Here is a 16,499-nt window from a genome sequence, read left to right as displayed (position 1 = left end):
TTACGCCCAGCGTTTAATGATAATCGAGGTGTTGATGCCGCCGAACGCGAAGTTATTACTCTGCAGATATTCGCAATCGATCTGGCGGGCTTCCCCCATAATATAATCTAAAGCACCGCATTGCTCATCCGGGTGGGTTAAATTGAGCGTCGGGGCAAACCAGCCTTCACGCATCATCTGCAAGCTCATCCACGCTTCCAGCGCGCCGCAGGCCCCTAACGTATGGCCAAAATAGCTCTTCAGCGAGGAGACCGGCACGTTGTCACCATAGATAGCGGCAGTGGCCTGACTTTCGGCGATATCACCGCGATCGGTGGCGGTACCGTGCGCGGAGATATACCCCATATCCAGGGCGCTTAATCCCGCCATGGCCAGCGACTGCTCCATGCAAATCTGCATGGTTTCACGCTGAGGCTGGGTGATATGGGCCGCGTCACAGTTAGTGGCAAAGCCCACGATTTCGCCGTAGATCCTGGCTCCGCGCGCTTTGGCATGCTCCAGCTCTTCGAGTATCAGGGTACCTGCGCCTTCCCCAATCACCAGACCATCGCGTTGCGTATCGAACGGTGAAGGGGTGGTTTTGGGTTCGTCGTTACGCTGGCTGGTGGCAAACAGCGTGTCAAACACCGCCGCTTCAGACGGGCACAGCTCCTCAGCGCCCCCCGCAACCATAACGGTCTGGTAGCCGTGGCGAATCGCCTCCCAGGCGTAGCCAATCGCCTGGCTGCCGGACGTACAGGCGCTCGACGTCGGGATGACGCGGCCACGTAGCCCAAAGAACAGGCCGGTATTCACCGCGGTCGTGTGCGGCATCATCTGCACGTAGGTTGTCCCGGTGATGTTATTGGTGTGCTTTTCGGTGAGCATGGTCGCGAATTCGCTGACCGGTCCGGTACTGCCTGTAGAAGAACCGTAGGCAATACCGGTTTGCCCGTTGGTGAGTACCGCTTCGCCAATCAATCCCGCCTGCTCCAGCGCCAGCTCGGTGGCGCGGGTCGACATCAACGACACCCGGCCCATGGCGCGAATACGCTTGCGGGTATAGTGTTCCGGCAGCGTGAAATCATCGATCGGCGCACCCAGCAGGGTGTGCAGGCCATCATACACCTGCCATTCCGGCATTTTACGCACCGCGTTTTCATACGCCAGCAGTCTGCTGGACACGGATTGCCAGTTTTCGCCAAAGGCGGTCACGCCGCCCATGCCCGTAATCACCACGCGACGCGTCATAGCATTCCTCCGTTAATGGAAATGACCTGGCGGGTGACGTAGCCCGCAATATCTGACATCAGATAGCTTGCCAGCCCGGCGACCTCCTCAGCCTGGCCCATGCGTTTCATTGGAATGATGGACATCGCTTCTTTCAGCGCGGCCTCTTCCATCTCAATCATGCCGGTATCAATCAGCCCCGGGGCAATGCAGTTCACGGTGATTTTGCGTTTTGCCAGCTCAATCGCCAGCGCTTTGGTAGCACCGATAATGCCCGCTTTTGCCGCGCTGTAGTTCACCTGCCCGCGGTTGCCCATCACGCCGGATACGGACGATAAGGTGATAATACGTCCCCCTTTACGGGTGCCAATCATCGGCATAATGCAGGGGTGAATGACGTTATAAAAACTGTCGAGATTGGTGTGGATCACGCTGTCCCAGTCGTCTTCACTCAATGCCGGAAAGGCGCCATCGCGGGTGATACCGGCGTTGCTGACCACGCCATACCATGCGCCATGGGCTTCAATGTCCTGCTCCAGCACCTCGCGGCACTGTTCGCGGTTGCCCACATCAAAGGCGAGTAAACGACCGTTGCCACCCGCCTGCGTGATGGCGTCCAGCGTCTCCTGCGCGCCTGCGGCATCACGATGGTAATGCACGCCTACGGTAAACCCGTCGGCGGCGAGCTGGCGGGCGATGGCGCGCCCTATGCCTTTGCTGGCCCCTGTGACCAGTACGGAACGACTCATGCGTTAGATCCCTGATTAAAAAGCGAGGTTAATTCTTCTGCGCTCGGCTGGAAGGTGTTGACCCGGCCCGTGGCCAGCGTCTCTTCATCAGCGGAAATCGCGCATTCAAAACTGCCGAAGCGTTCGTCCTGCATCAGCAGTTTTACGGTGATTTCCAGCGTCAGACCTTGCGTAAAACGCCCGCTGGCGCAGACCAGCTCGCGCGCGCCGAGCACCATGCCCAGCGCAATATGATCCTGCCCCTGCTGCTGGCGATGCCAGCCTGACCAGACGCCGACGGTCTGCGCCATCAGCTCGAGCGCGTACCAGCCCGGCAGATCGCCATCGGCATTCAGAAACGGCGCCAGTACGCTTTGCCTGTCGACCACAACGCGGCATACCGCCGTGTCATCCGTAACGCACTCAACGGACTCGAGCAGCATCATTGGCGCATCGTGCGGCAAATAGTCGACGGGTGATAAGTAGCTCATGACGCTCTCCCCAGCAGAATGCTGGCGTTATTGCCGCCAAACGCGAACGAATTAGACAGAATGATCGGTTTTTTCAGAGCGGCACTCTGGTGCAGCAGGCCGCACGGCGCCAGCGTGTCGTCCGGTGCGTAGCGGGCGAAGTCCTGCGGCGGCAAGGGCAGATCGCGCGTCAGGATCAGCCAGCTCAGGGCCGCTTCGGTAATGCCGGCAGCGCCCAGCGTATGGCCGGTAAGGTGTTTGGTTGAGCTGCACGGCACGCTTTCCCCGAAGAGATCGTGAACGACCTGCGATTCAATCTGATCGTTGAGCGGCGTGGCCGTGCCGTGCAGGTTGATGTAGCCGATATCCTCCGGCTGCATACCCGCGTCATTAAGCGCCTGCGTGATGGCCCTGATCGCTCCTTCGCCCTGCGGATGCGGAGCGGAAATATGGTAAGCATCGCTGGATTCGCCCGTCCCGAGCAGCGCCACATCGGCGGGCTCACGGCTCAGCACCATCAGCGCGGCGGCTTCACCGATGGTGATCCCCCGGCGATCGCGACCGAACGGCTCGCAGAGCGTAGGGGAGAAGGATTCAAGGCTGTTAAAACCGTTGACGGGCATTCGGCTCAGGGTATCGGCCCCGCCGACAATGGCGATATCCACCAGTCCGGCGTCGATCAGGCGTTTGCCGCCGATCATCGCCCGCGCGCTGGAAGAGCAGGCCGTCGAGATCGTATAGGCCGGGCCCTCGAGCTGAAGCCAGTTGGCAAGGAAGCGGGACGGATCGCCAAGCTCCTGCTGCGCATACTGCCAGCGCGTGCTGGTCTCGCCGTCGGTCATGCGGCGCACATGCTCATCGCCTTCATCCAGCCCGGAGGTACTGGTTCCCAGCACCACGGCCACGCGGTCGCGACCGACGCGGGCGATGGCCTCGTCGACGGTCGACTGAATCTGCGCCAGCGCGGCCAGCAGCAGCTGGTTGTTGCGGGTGCGGTGTGCGGACAAGGTATCCGGGATGGTCGGCAGCTCGCCTTCCACGCCACCCAGTACGGCTTCGGGTGAGTCCTGCAGCCAGCCGGTCCGGGCATGCATCCCCGGCGCCACGCCTGCCGTCAGGTTCGCAGCAATCTCATCAGGCGAGTTGCCCAGCGCGTTGACCATGCCAACAGCGGAAATATAAATCATCTCAGTCACCCAGATATTGAATGGTGATGTGGTATTTGAATACGTGTTGCTCGATGCTGATCGGCTCGCGCTTGCCTTTGCGCTGCAGATAGACAATCTCCGTCACCAGCTTGCCGCTGGCGTTGCGCAGCTCGCGTCGATCGCCATTGTCCGTTAACGTCCAGCCCTTCGGCAACTGTGGCTGCCAGGCGCTAATTGGCCAGTGGCTGAGCATCACGTCGGCCAGCACCTGGCTGGCGGGCGGCAGCTGCGGCACGACGATCGACTGCTCGGTATGAATACCGGTCTCATCGTACGTCGCGAGGAACAGACGAATGCCCACGGAAGAGAGTCCGGCCAGCGTCACTTTATGCGCATCCGCGTTGAGCATCACCAGCAGAGACTGCGATTGTCCATTAAAGCTGCCGGTCAGCAGCTGTTGGGAGCTTACTGCCGGGCTAATGCCGGGTGGCGGGAGCGTAACTTTAGTTCCCGGCTGGAGCCAGGCCTGGGGACGCGTCTCTTTGGTATCGGTCGAATGGCTGCAGCCTGCCAGCAGCAGCGCGGCGGCCAGCGCGGCGGCGCGGTAAAAAGCGTTCATTTACGTTTTCTCTCTTTCTTATCCGGCATCGCCAGCGGCGCCAGCAGGAAGGCGGTAAAAATACCGCTCACCAGCACGATACCAAAGCTGCTTATGGCCTGGGTGGCGCTGAAGACGAGCATGCCCAGCGTCAGCAGCGTGGTCATCATCGCCAGCGTAATCGCCAGCATTGAGGTCAGCGGCGTACCGCGCGGGTTGCTGAAAAACAGCGTGTAGTTAATGCCAATGCCGAGCACCAGTACCAGCGCCAGCAGTGAAAACAGATTCACCGGATGGCCCGTTGCGGCCAGGACCGCCAGCCCGCAGCTCAGCGACAGCACGGAAGGCACCAGGCTTATCAGCCCTTTACGCCAGCCGAGGCGCAGCATTGCCCCACAGGCAATCACTGCCAGCGCCGCAAACAGTAGCCCCGTCAGCAGCGTGCGATAGAGGGCAAACAGGCTGTCAAAGCTGGCTTTGCGATCGACCCAGACGACGCCATCATGGCACGCGGCCAGTTCACTGAGGTGCGCGCTGTTTTTCGCGCCGTCCACCGGCACCAGCACGCCGCTTTCTCCATCAGGCAGGGTCAGCCAGAGCAGACGCCAGCCTTCGCTGGCCGGGCTTTTAAGCCACGCGTCCACGCTGACCGGCATGGCGTCGAGATTCGGGGAGACGGCGTTGAGCCCGGCGCTTTGCAGCACGTTCGTTACCGCAGGGGCAGCGTCGCGCAGCAGCGTAAGATCGCTTTTCTGGCGGGCCAGCGAGTTCAGCGGCAGGGTACGCCAGCGGGCGATCTCTCCGGCTTTTTGCGCCTCGGCCAGCGCCGGGGTAAAGGCTTCCAGTCGCTCCAGCGTTTGCTGAGGCGAGGCGCCATGGACCACAAACCATTTCTGATCGACGCTCTGTCCGGTCAGGGCGGTAATGGCCTTCTCCTGCGCCAGAATATCTTTTGGCAGGGCCTGTAGTTGGGCGATATCGTCGTCCACCCTCAGGGTGCTCATCCCCACGGCGGAGAGCAGCGCCAGCGCGACGGGCAAACCAACGGACAATTTTTTATTGCGTCGCCAGGCGGCCAGCCAGCGCATCATCGGGACCATCAGCGGAACCGGGCGCACCGGTAAACCCCGGCACAGCCATGGATGCCAGAAAATCACCGTCAGGCAGGAGGCGCTCAATCCCACGGCGGCGAACACCGCCATCTGGCGGATCCCGGGGAAGGGGGCCAGCATCATAATCAGGTAGGCGGCGACGGTCGTCAGCAGCGCCAGCAGCAGCGCATTGCGCACTTTCCCCAGGCTTTGCCAGGGGGAATGCTCCGCGCCGTGCACCATCCGTTCGGTCAGGTAGTAGAGCGTGTAGTCGGCTGAAATACCGATGATGCTCATGCTCATCACCAGCGTCATCAGGTGCAGCTCGCCAAAGAGCAGCAGCGTTACCACCGTGCCCGCCAGCGCGCCGATGGCAATCGAGAGCACGCTCAGCAGCAGCGGACGCAGAGAGCGGAACACCGCCACGATGAGCAGGAACACGCCAAGCAGGGTGGCGATGCCCAGCGTTGAGACGTCGCGTTTGGCCTGCTGGCTGGCGTAATCGCTGTAAAACACGGTTCCGCGGGAAAGCAGCTGTGCCTGCGGGTAACGGGCTTTGAGCGTCTCCTGCAGCGCGTTAAGCGTCGTCACGAGCCGGTGGGTCTGCTGCATATCAAATGACGAGCCCGCCAGTTCACCGTGAAGCAGATACCAGTAGTTTCCCGCCTCATCTTTTGTGACCAGCCAGCCGTCCATCAGCCGCAGCTTCTGGCCGTTTTGCGCCAGAGCGAGCTGCGAGCCGCGCATCAGCATCAGGGGATCGTTTTGCAGCTCTTTGCCGCTGACGCCGGAAAAGGCTGAATAGAGCTGAGATAAAATCCACTGCGCCTGCGCGTTTCCGCCGTTTTGCAGGCGGGCGCGGGTGGCGGGATCGATAAGGCCGTTGCGGTGCTGCCAGAAGAACTCTCCCCAGGCTTTTTGCCCGGCGGCGTCCATCGGGCCTTTGACCTCGCTGAGCGCGTCACTGCTTTGCAGCATCGCCAGCCACTGCTGCGCCACGCGCGAATCCGGCTCTTTGCCGGGGCTAACCAGCCAGACCAGCTGGCGGTCGAGACGCTGCATAAACCCGTCGTTAAGCGCCGGCGGGATCGCCCCCAGCGTCTGTTTCGGCAGCATGGCCAGCACGCTGCTGTTCAGCCGCGCGCCGGGCAGCCGCGACAGCAGCACGCCCAGCAGGATCAGGCATAGCGTGGCCCACAGCAGCGCCGGGCGCAGGGATTTACGGTGCGGCAAAGCGTTGGCGTTCGTCATCGGTCAGGCTGGCGGGCGTCAGTTGGTGGCGTGAAAGGGCGATATCGGTACGGTCACCCTGTTTGTCGTTGAGGCGAATCGTCTCCAGATAGGTCGCGCCGCCCAGATCGAGGGTGGCGAAAATCTTGTCCAGCGGCGTCGTTTTTGGCGTGAGCACCAGCGACCAGCGGCCTGCTCCCTGGTCTTTAAAATCGATGCGGAAGTTCTCTTCAAGCACCTTGCGGTCGGCCTGGAACAGAGCCCGCAGAAGGTGGTTGAACTGGAACATCTGCGGATTATTGTCGGCAGTGATGGTCTGCGGCGGCTGGCCGTTGATCGCCTGAACCATCCGCTTGTCGTCCAGCAGGAGCGTCATCGGAAACGGCGCTTTTTGATCCCACAGCAGGCCACTGTCGCGGGCGATCAGCATCTCGCCCTGCGAGCGCAGCGGCTGCGGCATATCTTTTATCGTGCGAACCTGTTCGAAGTGCGCACGCACGACAGGCTGCTCGGTGAAGCGCTGCTGCAGTTCATCCAGCGTCACGGCGCTGACCAGCGGGCTGACGATCAGCGCCAGCAAAGGCAACCATTTCATGGCGTCACTCCCATTCGTTCAAACAGTATTGCCGGGCTCACAAAGCACATTTCGCGGGTGGCTTCTTCTACTGCCACCTGGATGGTGTAACCGGTGGTGGTGCGTTTGCCGGTCTGCGCATCGAAAATTTGATAGGCAATGCGCAGGCGGTTTTCATACTCTTCAATGTGTGCGCGGACGCGAATTCGCTGCTCAAAGGTCACCGCATCGCGGTATTTCACCCGGGTATCGACGACGGGCCAAACGTAGCCGGAGGCCTTCATCTGGCGATAGCCATAGTTAAACTGATTGAGCAGCGCCTCGCGGGCGATCTCAAAGTAGCGGAAATAGTTACCGTGCCAGACCACGCCCATCATATCGACGTCGTGGAACGGAACGGTGATCTCGACTTCAGTCGTAAAGCGGGGATCGGTCAGCACCCTTTACTCCTTCTCTCTGGACTCTGGCAGATGCCAGAAATCGAAAAAATTAAACCAGTCGAGCGGCGACATGAGGGCGTAATGCTCCAGCCGCTGCGCGTAGCGATCGACGATATCCTGCAGCGCCTGCTGGCGTTCACCGCGCGGCAGGTGCAGCGGGTCGGCAAACGGTTCGCAGTGCAGGGTGAGCTTCCCCTGCTGGCGCAGAGCGAAAATCAGCACCACCGGGCAGCGCAGGATGGAGGCCAGAATAAACGGCCCCTGTGGGAACGGCGCAGGTTGGCCCATGAACGGACTCCAGATCACGCGCCAGTCACCGCCACGCTGCGGATTCACCGCGATGCGATCGCCCACAATCGCGACCCACTCTCCGCGCTCAAGCTTCTCTTTTATGGCAATCGCGGTGTCCGGGCCGATGTCGGTAACCGACATCAAATTTACGCTGGCCTGCGGCGCCATTTCGCTCATGATTTGCTTAAAGCGCTGGGCGTTCTCGCTGAAAACCAGGGCGTTGATGGTTTTGCTCTCTTCCAGCTGAGCCAGCGCCCGGCAGGCTTCTACGTCGCCAAGGTGCGAGGCGAGCAGGAGCTTGCCCTGCGGCGCCGCGATATCTAGCGCTTCGCTCGCGCCGGGAGCAAAGACCACGTCGCGATCAAACTTCAGCTCACCGCGCCAGCTGGCGACTTTATCCAGCATCGCGTTGCCAAAGCGCATAAAATGGAAAAAACTGTTGAGCCGTGAGGGAACAGGCATGCTCCGCTGACGCAGTTCTTGCTTCACTCTCGCAATCCACTGCCGCGAGGCTTGCCGCGCCGGACGCGCGATAAGCCAGTACACGCCGATCACCGGCCACAGCAGCACGGCAAAGGCCCGCCGCCCCAGCAGTTGCCAGACGCGCAGCATCAGGCGCATCCCCCGCAGACCCTTGACTTCGTCCTGCTGCGCCCAGTGCTGGCGGCGTCGACGGAAAAGCAGGCCGGGCATGCGGGGCAGCATGCCGAAGAAGAGTCGGGTATGCATCAGGGAGATCCGCACGTTATCTTTTAACGCATCGAAGTGGGACAACCCGTCCTTCGGATAGGTCACGCGGGTGGGCAGAAAGACGCTGGTGTTGCCCTGCCAGTAGAGACGGACCATCACTTCGGTGTCAAAGTCCATCCGTTTACCGAGCGGCTCACGCGCTGCCAGCCGCAGCGTGGGCGAGACCGGGTAGACCCGAAAGCCGCACATGCTATCTTTAAGCTGCAGGGATAAGGTCTCAATCCACACCCAGACGTGGGTTACCCAGCGACCGTAGAGTCGCGAGCGTGGAATGGAATCATCGTAAATGGGCTGGCCGGAAATCAGCGCGTCCGGGTGGCGCTCTGCCAGCGCCAGCAGTTTGGGGATATCTTCGATGGCGTGCTGGCCGTCCGCGTCCACCTGCACGGCGTGGGTATAGCCCGCGCGCGCGCACTCCTCCAGCCCCCTGATGACCGCGGCACCTTTCCCGGCGTTTTGCGCCAGACGGACCAGCGTCATCTGTGGCTCCGCCGCCGCCAGGCGTTCGAGCTCCTGACGGGTGACAGCTTCGCTGCCGTCATCCACCACCAGGCACGGCAGGCCGAACGGTGCGAGACGCGACAGCACGCTGGCGATCATGGCGCCGTGGTTGTAGCACGGGATTAGAACGCAGGGGCGAAAGATTACTGACATAGACGAATCTTTCCGCTGCTGGCGGTATGGCGCTCATCCCCGGCGTGACGCTGGTAGCTGAAGGTCAGCATCTGACGTTCGGCATGCCACTCAAGCACCAGCGTGACCGTGGTTTCCGGCAGCAGAGGCGCCTGGAACTTCACGTTTTGAATGCTGTGAAAGCGGTAGCCCGGTGCCAGTAATGTCGTGGCGTAGTGCATCACCCAGTCAAGCTGTGCAACGCCGGGCAGTAGCGGTTGTACGGCAAAATGGCCCTGAAACCAGAACAGCGCCGCGTCGAGATGCAAAATGATTTCCAGCTTCTCCGGCTGTGTCTGGTGGCGCTCAATTTCATGAATTTTCATGAAACAACTCCTCTAACTGCGCATAGACACGCTTGTTCATACTGTTTACCGGCATTTCATCGACAATACGCCAGTAGCGTGGAACGGCGACCGGCTCAAGCCACGGCAGCAGGGCGCGACGCCAGGCGAACTCCTGCGCTTTTTTATCCTGCATATACCCGCGCTGACGAACCGCTTCGTCCAGGACCAGCAGTGCACCAATCCCCTGACGGCCTCCGCGCGTGACCGGCAGTACAGCCGCTTCGCAAATGCCGTCGAGCTCCAGCAGGCGACGTTCGATCTCGTTAAGCGAGATGCGCTTTTCTTCAATTTTGACCACCCGCCCGCGACGACCGGCGATGCTGAACAGCCCCTCGCTATCGAAGTGGAGGATATCGTCCAGCTGGAGTCCTTCAGCCTCATGGATCAGTGGCGACGTGACGCGACAGGCTTCATCTTCCAGATGGAAGATCACGCCGGGGAACGCCAGCCACGGGACGTTATCCTGCTGGCGAAGGCGCCAGGCAAGGATCCCGGTTTCGGTACTGCCATAAATTTCATCCGGGCAGATGTTAAGCCAGCCAGCGGTGGTGGCGACGTCACACCAGGGCAGCATTCCGCCTGCGGAAATCAGCATCCTGACGGGCGGCGCGGCCAGCTCGGTATCCAGGCGCTTCAGGAACGCCGGGCTGCTGATGAACAGGTAAAGCCTGTCATGAGGAAGGGCGGCCAGCTGTTCTGCGTAATAGAGCATCGCGGCATGCAGCGGCAGACCCAGCGCCATCGGCAATACGATGCGGAATGTCAGACCGTACAGGTGTTGCGGTACGACCGAGGCGACAACGCTGCATCCGGCCAGACGCTCGCCGAAGCGGTCAGCCAGCAGACGGGCCTCGCGATCCAGACTGACGATGTGCTTAATCACCCGGCGCGGGGTACCCGTGGAGCCGGAGGTGAACAGCTCTACGAAGCGGCTTTCGTCAATCTCCGGCAGGGGCGCCCAGTGGTTAACTGTCTGATGGTGGGAGGCCACCACAATCAGCTTCCCATGGAAAGCGAGAGTCCGATCGCTCAGAACGCCGCTAAACAACGCCTGCTGTTCTTCAAGCTGTGAGACGCGGCTATGGCCGGGAATGACCGGTGTTTTACCGGCATGCAGCGAGGCCAGCAGCGCAACAATAAACAGGTAGCTATTTTCAAAGCACAGCGCCCAGCGCTCGCCTTCCTGCTGACGCAGGGTGTCGACCAGTAAGGTCACGTCGTGGCGCAGCTGGCCCAGCGTCCAGGTACGATCGTCAAGCCAGGCAACGGGCGTATCGTCAGGGCGCGGCGCGTTTAACCACTGGCCCAGTGGAAGGGGGTTAGTCATTGTGCATCTCTTTTTTTATCACCCGCTGGCGCACCAGCCACTCTGTCGCCATCAGCGTCCCCATCAGGATGTAAGCCACCATACCGTTCCACAGCGTCCACAGATGCATGTCGCCGTGGAGGACGGTGAACAGCGCCATCGCGCCGTTACCGATGAAAAAGCCGCACCAGACGAGAGTCACCCTGCGGGTATAGCGCACGCCCTCCGGGGGCAAATCTGGCTCGCGCAAGCGCGCCAGTCGCTCGACAAGTGGCATCGCGGTCCACAGCGAACCCCCGAACACGGCCAGCATCACCAGGTTGACGACCACCGGGTAGAGCAGCAGCCACTGATGGGTTTTCAGCAGATAGCTGGCCGCGCAGAGCACGATGCCCGCCAGCGCAACACACTGCACCACGTACCGCATCGGGCCGGTGTTTCGCTGCGCCTGACGCAGCCGCAGCAGCAATACCAGCGCCATCACCGGTAACAGCCATTGCAGGCTGTTGTGCGTCAGCCCAAATCCAATCAGGAAGGGCCACGCCAGCAGCATCAGCCCCGTCAGCAGTGGGATGACCGGGAACGTCCGTCCACCACGCACAATGTCTTACTCTTCGCGCAGAAGCTGTTCGACGGCGTCTACCACATCCTGAACGGTACGAACCGATTTGAAGGTTTCCGGCTTGATTTTCTTGCCCGTCTTTTTCTGCAGATGAACAATCATGTCCACCGCATCAATGCTGTCCAGCTCCAGGTCTTCGTAAAGACGGGCTTCGGGCGTAATATCCTGCGGGTCGATTTCAAAGAGCTTGGTCAAAAGGCCACAGACTTCCTGATAAATGGTTTCTTGTTCGGTCATCGTGATCACATCTCAGGCGCGTTGAGCGTTGATAAAGGACGCCAGCGTGGCGACGGAAAAGAAGTGCTGGCGCATCTCTTCGCTTTCGGCGGAAAGCACCACGCCATACTGGTTTTTCACGGCCAGCCCCAGTTCCAGCGCGTCGATAGAGTCGAGACCCAGCCCATCGCCAAACAGCGCGGCATCGGTATCAATATCCTCTGCGGTAAGCTCGTCCAGATTCAGCGTGGTGATAATGAGATTCTTAATTTCAAGATAAAGCGCTTGCATCATTAATTCCTGACAAAGATTGAAGGCCTGATGTTAATCGATGCTGTAGATGCCGGTTTAACTGCCTTGCCGCCAGCGCCGGTTCTTGTTCAGTTGCATCGTAAAATTCGTCGATGTTCACGCGGTCGCGGACATCCACGGTGAAAACAGGTTTTTCTGGCGGTACATCATACCAGTGACTTTTTTTATCCAGCAGATGTTCGCTACAGTGGATCAGCACCACCCGCAGATCGCTGTTACAGCGCACGGCGATATTTGCCGCGCCGCGCTGGAGGGAGATAGCCTCGCCAAATCGGGTACGCGTGCCTTCCGGGAAGATTAAAAGCGTGTCGCCCTGAGCCAGACGCTGCTGGCTGGCCGCGAGCAGGGGCTCGGCTTCGCTGTTAATCAGGTAATCCGCCGCGCGGATAACGCCGCTGACAAACGGGTTGCGCAGCAGCGCGCTCTTCACCAGACAGTCGGTTTCCGGCATCACCGACGCCAGAATCACGTAGTCAATTAACGTGGGGTGGTTAGCCACCACCAGACAACCCCGATCGCTGCGCAGCGCGTCAAGATTGTGAATGCGATAGTCAAGTACTCCGAGGCTGCGAGCAACGGTCAGGAAGAAGCGGAAGCTGGCCGCAATGCTGCGACGCGCCAGGCGACGACGGCTGGCGCGATCGCGCTGGACGATCAGCAGCAGGTTGAACCAGACCAGCGACAGCAGCAGCCCGCCCACGCCAAACAGCGCGAAGCAGAAGCCGGTCATCACCAGACGCCATAACCAGTTGATACGGGCAGCCAGGCGGTTCATGCGCGCGTCCATTGCCACAGCAAACGTTCCCCGGGCACCACAAACTGCCGTGCCTCGCTGAGATAGCGTTGCAGGAACAACAGGCTTTGCGGCAGGACGGGTTCTTCACCCGTGCTGCCGCTGCGGGTTTCACACTGCAATCCGTTGCCGGATTCAATCACCAGCGCCAGCGCGTACGGCCAGGTGGGCATCTGCGGCGGTAACGCCGGATGGTAAAATTCCGGCAGCGCGCCGTCAAAATCGACCAGCAGGACGCGGGAATAGCCCGCATGCAGCAGGCTCAGCACTTCACATAAGGCCTGCTGGAAGGTGTCCAGTCCGGCTGAGATGGATGATGAGACGATGGCCTGGCGTGCGGTAATCGTGAGATTGCCCACCGCGGAATTGTGCACGGACATGGCGAAATCGGTGGGGGAAACGGACTGCCCGGTCGCCAGAGCATGCAGAATACGGTAGTTGCGCTCCAGCTCGCCGTGACGGCTGGAATAGACGACGGCATCAATGGCGTGCTTTTGCAGCATGGCAAGACCAATGTCCACCGCCAGCTTACTGCCTGAATTGAGGCGGCGCGCGGTCATCATGGGTAAAGCGGTCAGCCGGGGAAGCGGGGCCGCTGGGTCAACGGCCAGCTGCAGGCGAGACCACGCCTGCCACTCTGTGGCATCGCTGAGTCCTGGCGCTCTCGCCTGCCAGTCGATAATGTTCAGTGAAAATTTCATCTACGCGCGTCCGCGAAAAAAACCGTATTCAAAGGGCAGGCTGGGCCACCCGGGCAGCTACGCTGCTCTGTTGTTCACGTTTGGTGCATATCAGCAGGGTATGACCGACCCCAAGGTTGTCCAGCCGCTGTTCAACGCTGAAACCTGCGCTCTCCAGGTAGCGATAAAACTTCTCTACGCTGTAAAACCGGCTATTACCATTCGCCATACAGGTGAAATAGAGCGAGGTGGCATTCAGGCTGAAAGAGGCCGCTTCAAACTTCTGGGCATCCCAGAAAAGCTCCATGATGCACAAGCGTGCGCCTGGCTTCATGACCTGTGCGACGCGCGTCAGCATGGCGACAATCTGATCCGGAGAGAAACAATCCAGGAACTGGCTCATCCACCAGACGTCGGCGTCACCCGGCAATGCTGCTGGGCTAAGCATATCGACAGCATGGAATCCAATACGATGAGAAAAACCTGCTTTTGCGATGTTTTCCTGCGCCAGCGCTATCTGCTGCGGCAGATCGAGGATCGTCACGGCAACATTTTCGTCATAGCGGCAGCAGCGTAACGACCATTTACCCGTATTTCCGCCCACATCGTACAATTTTGTCGGCGAGCTTGCGAATATATATGGTAACGCAGCGTCAAAAGCGGCGTCAGAATAGTAATGATCAAAGGCGAACCAGCTCTCTTTCGCCGGAGCCGGTAATTGGGATAATGCCGGGTAGATGGTTGGCCAGTTGCCAAACACGGCTAATCCGGCCGGCTTTTCTTCCTGCAGGGCGTCCGCCAGGTGAAATAGCCCCTGATAACAAACGTCCTGAGTGAAATCCATATTTACGCGGGTCATTGCGTCGTGCAGTAAAAAATGTCCCACTTTCGCCAGAAAATAACGTCCATCCTGTTGGGTAACGATGCGTCCGCTTAATCCCATATCCAGCAGGACGCTGACACCATAGCTACTCAGGGTGCTATTTTCGGTTATTTCCTCGAGGGTAGCTCCCTCTTTGCCTTGTTTATCGAGCCAGGCGAGAACGCCTGAGTTACGCAGACAAAGCGCAGTCTGGAATAACATCGGGGCAAAGGCGATGCGTTGCGCTTCGGTAATGGCATCCAGTGCGCTGAGTGTGTCCTTTTCGTACATTACTGCGTAACCTTTTAGGGCAATAAAGAGAGGTTATCGGGCCATACGCGGCCCGACTTTAGAAAAATATTACAGCGCGGCGCCAGCGGAGAGGTTCAGCTGAATATCGTGGTCGAGGTTATTCACCCAGCGGTTATAATTCTTGTGAATTTTACCGTCTGCCGCTTTCAGGTTAAGGCTGTTTTCATAGTTGATTGAATAGCTTGTTGCCGTGTACGGAATACTCACCTGGACCGAGTGATCGCGTGACTGCAGACGTCCCTTAATCACCCCAGGACCCGCTTCCGTCATGATCCAGTCACGCTTTTGGCCTGCTTTCAAAATTGCCGTTTTTACCTGATCGGCAGTATGACCCGCGCTGACAATAGAGTGAACCTGAGCGATTGGGGCGGTACGCGCACAGCCTGCCAGTGCACCCACGAATACGGCAGCAGTACACCATTTAACGATCTTTTTCATCAACAACTCCATATCAATAATAACAATTAAAGGTGGTGGTTTTTACAAATAATACGCATCCGGCTTTTTTTAGCCGCCAGATGTATTTTTAATCAATATTAATGTTTGCATTGCGTTGACGCGAAGGCGGGCATAATAACATGGAAAATAAATAAGAATTTCATTTTTTATAATTTGCGTTAAATCATGAATTGCGTTTCAACATAATGCGCGTGGCGTAAATAAAGACAGAGTGAATATCGCCTTAACGCAAATAAAAATACCGCGACGGATTAGGGACGCGGTAATTTACGGTGTATTACTGACGCTTTAAACCTACCTGTACAGGTAGGCCGGTTACCCGGGTAGCCGGCTTTTCGGCCTCCCCGGCCCGAGCAGGATCGCCAGCTTGCTGCCGCCTTTGGTGGTTTCCATCCAGATTTTACATACGCTGGTCAGGGGGACCGACAGCAGCATCCCGACCGGGCCCAGCAGCCATCCCCAAATCAGTAAGGATAAAAACACCACCAGCGTCGACATGCCCAGCCGGTGTCCCATCATGCGCGGCTCAAGAATATTGCCCAGCACCATATGCACGACGAGGAACAGCGCGCCGACCAGCATGCATTCGTAGAAGCCGTTAAACAGAAACGCCTGAATCATCGGCGGCACGGCGGAAAGCACCGCGCCAATATTGGGCACGTAGTTGAGCAGAAACGCCAGCACGCCCCACATCAGCGCGAACTGCACGTCCATCAGCATCAGCCCCAGCCAGACAATGATCCCCGTCCAGACGCTCAGCAGCGTTTTCAGCGCCAGATATTTGGAAACGCCCTTTAGTGCCCGGTGTAATCCGGCAATGTGAATTTGTGGGTTGTTCAGGGCAAAGCGCAGCTTATAGGGAACGTGGCGGACTTCGAACAGCATAAACACCACCGTCATGACCAGCAGCAGAATGCTGGCCATCGCGCCGGAAAGCCCCGTCATCAGCGTGGTGGCGTAGGTCATGACCTTCTCGGAATCCATCCTGCGCAGCATCCGTTCGGGTGAGATATGCAGATTAAGAAAGGGCACCATCTCCTGGAGTGCGACAATCTTACGGGTCAGCTCTTTGTTGTACTGCGGCAGCATGGTGGAGAATTCGCTCAGCGAGGCCGCCAGCACGCCAAAGAGCGCCGTCAGGGCAATCAGCATCACGATGACGACGATGGTGATGGCGACCGGACGGCTGACGCCCCGGCGTAAAAACCAGGTGACCAGCGGATTAAGCACAATGGCAAAAAAGAGCGCCAGCAGGAGCTGGACAATAATGTCAGCGGCAGCGTGGATACCCGCAAGGATAACCACCAGACAGGCGAGTTTTAATAAGATATGGAGCCCTGCTTTGTCGGACGGGTTAGCGATCATGCGTGTTCCTTAATGTGATGACCC

General features: G+C 59.1%; 19 protein-coding genes. All 19 read right to left on the bottom strand.

The window, feature by feature from the left end; all coding sequences use genetic code 11:
- Positions 1-1,230, bottom strand: a complete 1,230-nt coding sequence (locus GXP72_RS21410) for a beta-ketoacyl-ACP synthase (RefSeq protein ID WP_148769385.1) — start codon at positions 1,228-1,230, stop codon at positions 1-3.
- On the bottom strand, positions 1,227-1,958 hold the full coding sequence (locus tag GXP72_RS21405; RefSeq protein WP_148769384.1) for a 3-ketoacyl-ACP reductase FabG2: 732 nt from the start codon (positions 1,956-1,958) through the stop codon (positions 1,227-1,229). The genes GXP72_RS21410 and GXP72_RS21405 overlap by 4 nt, the downstream gene beginning before the upstream one ends.
- Positions 1,955-2,428 (bottom strand): 3-hydroxy-fatty acyl-ACP dehydratase, encoded by a 474-nt coding sequence (locus tag GXP72_RS21400; protein ID WP_032648277.1) that lies wholly within the window; start codon positions 2,426-2,428, stop codon positions 1,955-1,957. Before GXP72_RS21400 ends, GXP72_RS21405 begins: the two co-directional genes overlap by 4 nt.
- Positions 2,425-3,594: a beta-ketoacyl-[acyl-carrier-protein] synthase family protein gene (locus GXP72_RS21395; RefSeq protein WP_208763317.1), complete on the bottom strand. Its 1,170-nt coding sequence runs from the start codon at positions 3,592-3,594 to the stop codon at positions 2,425-2,427. Before GXP72_RS21395 ends, GXP72_RS21400 begins: the two co-directional genes overlap by 4 nt.
- Before the next feature lies 1 nt (position 3,595).
- Complete coding sequence (locus GXP72_RS21390; RefSeq protein ID WP_024908867.1) at positions 3,596-4,174, bottom strand: DUF3261 domain-containing protein; 579 nt, start codon at positions 4,172-4,174, stop codon at positions 3,596-3,598.
- Positions 4,171-6,495: an MMPL family transporter gene (locus tag GXP72_RS21385; protein WP_208763316.1), complete on the bottom strand. Its 2,325-nt coding sequence runs from the start codon at positions 6,493-6,495 to the stop codon at positions 4,171-4,173. Before GXP72_RS21385 ends, GXP72_RS21390 begins: the two co-directional genes overlap by 4 nt.
- On the bottom strand, positions 6,464-7,069 hold the full coding sequence (locus GXP72_RS21380) for an outer membrane lipoprotein carrier protein LolA (RefSeq protein ID WP_024908869.1): 606 nt from the start codon (positions 7,067-7,069) through the stop codon (positions 6,464-6,466). Before GXP72_RS21380 ends, GXP72_RS21385 begins: the two co-directional genes overlap by 32 nt.
- Complete coding sequence (locus GXP72_RS21375) at positions 7,066-7,488, bottom strand: thioesterase family protein (RefSeq protein WP_061716356.1); 423 nt, start codon at positions 7,486-7,488, stop codon at positions 7,066-7,068. Before GXP72_RS21375 ends, GXP72_RS21380 begins: the two co-directional genes overlap by 4 nt.
- A gap of 3 nt (positions 7,489-7,491) precedes the next feature.
- Positions 7,492-9,183: a glycosyltransferase family 2 protein gene (locus GXP72_RS21370; RefSeq protein ID WP_148769381.1), complete on the bottom strand. Its 1,692-nt coding sequence runs from the start codon at positions 9,181-9,183 to the stop codon at positions 7,492-7,494.
- On the bottom strand, positions 9,174-9,527 hold the full coding sequence (locus GXP72_RS21365; protein WP_157189825.1) for a hydroxymyristoyl-ACP dehydratase: 354 nt from the start codon (positions 9,525-9,527) through the stop codon (positions 9,174-9,176). Before GXP72_RS21365 ends, GXP72_RS21370 begins: the two co-directional genes overlap by 10 nt.
- The gene (locus GXP72_RS21360; RefSeq protein ID WP_208763315.1) at positions 9,514-10,875 is read right to left on the bottom strand and encodes an AMP-binding protein; all 1,362 of its coding nucleotides are present in this window, start codon (positions 10,873-10,875) and stop codon (positions 9,514-9,516) included. Before GXP72_RS21360 ends, GXP72_RS21365 begins: the two co-directional genes overlap by 14 nt.
- A complete protein-coding gene (locus tag GXP72_RS21355; protein WP_032648291.1) occupies positions 10,868-11,455 on the bottom strand; it encodes a hypothetical protein in 588 nt (195 codons plus the stop codon). The genes GXP72_RS21360 and GXP72_RS21355 overlap by 8 nt, the downstream gene beginning before the upstream one ends.
- 6 nt (positions 11,456-11,461) lie before the next feature.
- On the bottom strand, positions 11,462-11,713 hold the full coding sequence (locus tag GXP72_RS21350; RefSeq protein WP_024908875.1) for an acyl carrier protein: 252 nt from the start codon (positions 11,711-11,713) through the stop codon (positions 11,462-11,464).
- Positions 11,714-11,725: 12 nt separating this feature from the next.
- Positions 11,726-11,983: a phosphopantetheine-binding protein gene (locus tag GXP72_RS21345; protein WP_008503081.1), complete on the bottom strand. Its 258-nt coding sequence runs from the start codon at positions 11,981-11,983 to the stop codon at positions 11,726-11,728.
- Positions 11,964-12,779 carry a lysophospholipid acyltransferase family protein gene (locus GXP72_RS21340; RefSeq protein ID WP_024908877.1) on the bottom strand — a complete coding sequence of 272 codons (816 nt, stop codon included), beginning with the start codon at positions 12,777-12,779 and terminating at the stop codon, positions 11,964-11,966. Before GXP72_RS21340 ends, GXP72_RS21345 begins: the two co-directional genes overlap by 20 nt.
- Positions 12,776-13,498 carry a beta-ketoacyl synthase chain length factor gene (locus GXP72_RS21335; RefSeq protein WP_208763314.1) on the bottom strand — a complete coding sequence of 241 codons (723 nt, stop codon included), beginning with the start codon at positions 13,496-13,498 and terminating at the stop codon, positions 12,776-12,778. Before GXP72_RS21335 ends, GXP72_RS21340 begins: the two co-directional genes overlap by 4 nt.
- 28 nt (positions 13,499-13,526) lie before the next feature.
- The gene (locus GXP72_RS21330) at positions 13,527-14,630 is read right to left on the bottom strand and encodes a class I SAM-dependent methyltransferase (protein ID WP_208763313.1); all 1,104 of its coding nucleotides are present in this window, start codon (positions 14,628-14,630) and stop codon (positions 13,527-13,529) included.
- 69 nt (positions 14,631-14,699) lie between these two features.
- Complete coding sequence (locus GXP72_RS21325) at positions 14,700-15,089, bottom strand: hypothetical protein (protein ID WP_024908880.1); 390 nt, start codon at positions 15,087-15,089, stop codon at positions 14,700-14,702.
- A gap of 336 nt (positions 15,090-15,425) precedes the next feature.
- Positions 15,426-16,475: an AI-2E family transporter gene (locus tag GXP72_RS21320; RefSeq protein WP_024908881.1), complete on the bottom strand. Its 1,050-nt coding sequence runs from the start codon at positions 16,473-16,475 to the stop codon at positions 15,426-15,428.
- Between the last annotated feature and the right edge of the window lie 24 nt (positions 16,476-16,499).

Origin of the sequence: Enterobacter sp. SES19, from assembly GCF_011765665.1 — a bacterium.
Lineage (GTDB): Bacteria > Pseudomonadota > Gammaproteobacteria > Enterobacterales > Enterobacteriaceae > Enterobacter > Enterobacter pseudoroggenkampii.
The sequence above is the reverse complement of the archived record's forward strand: the minus strand, read 5'-3'. Positions and strand labels throughout refer to the sequence as shown.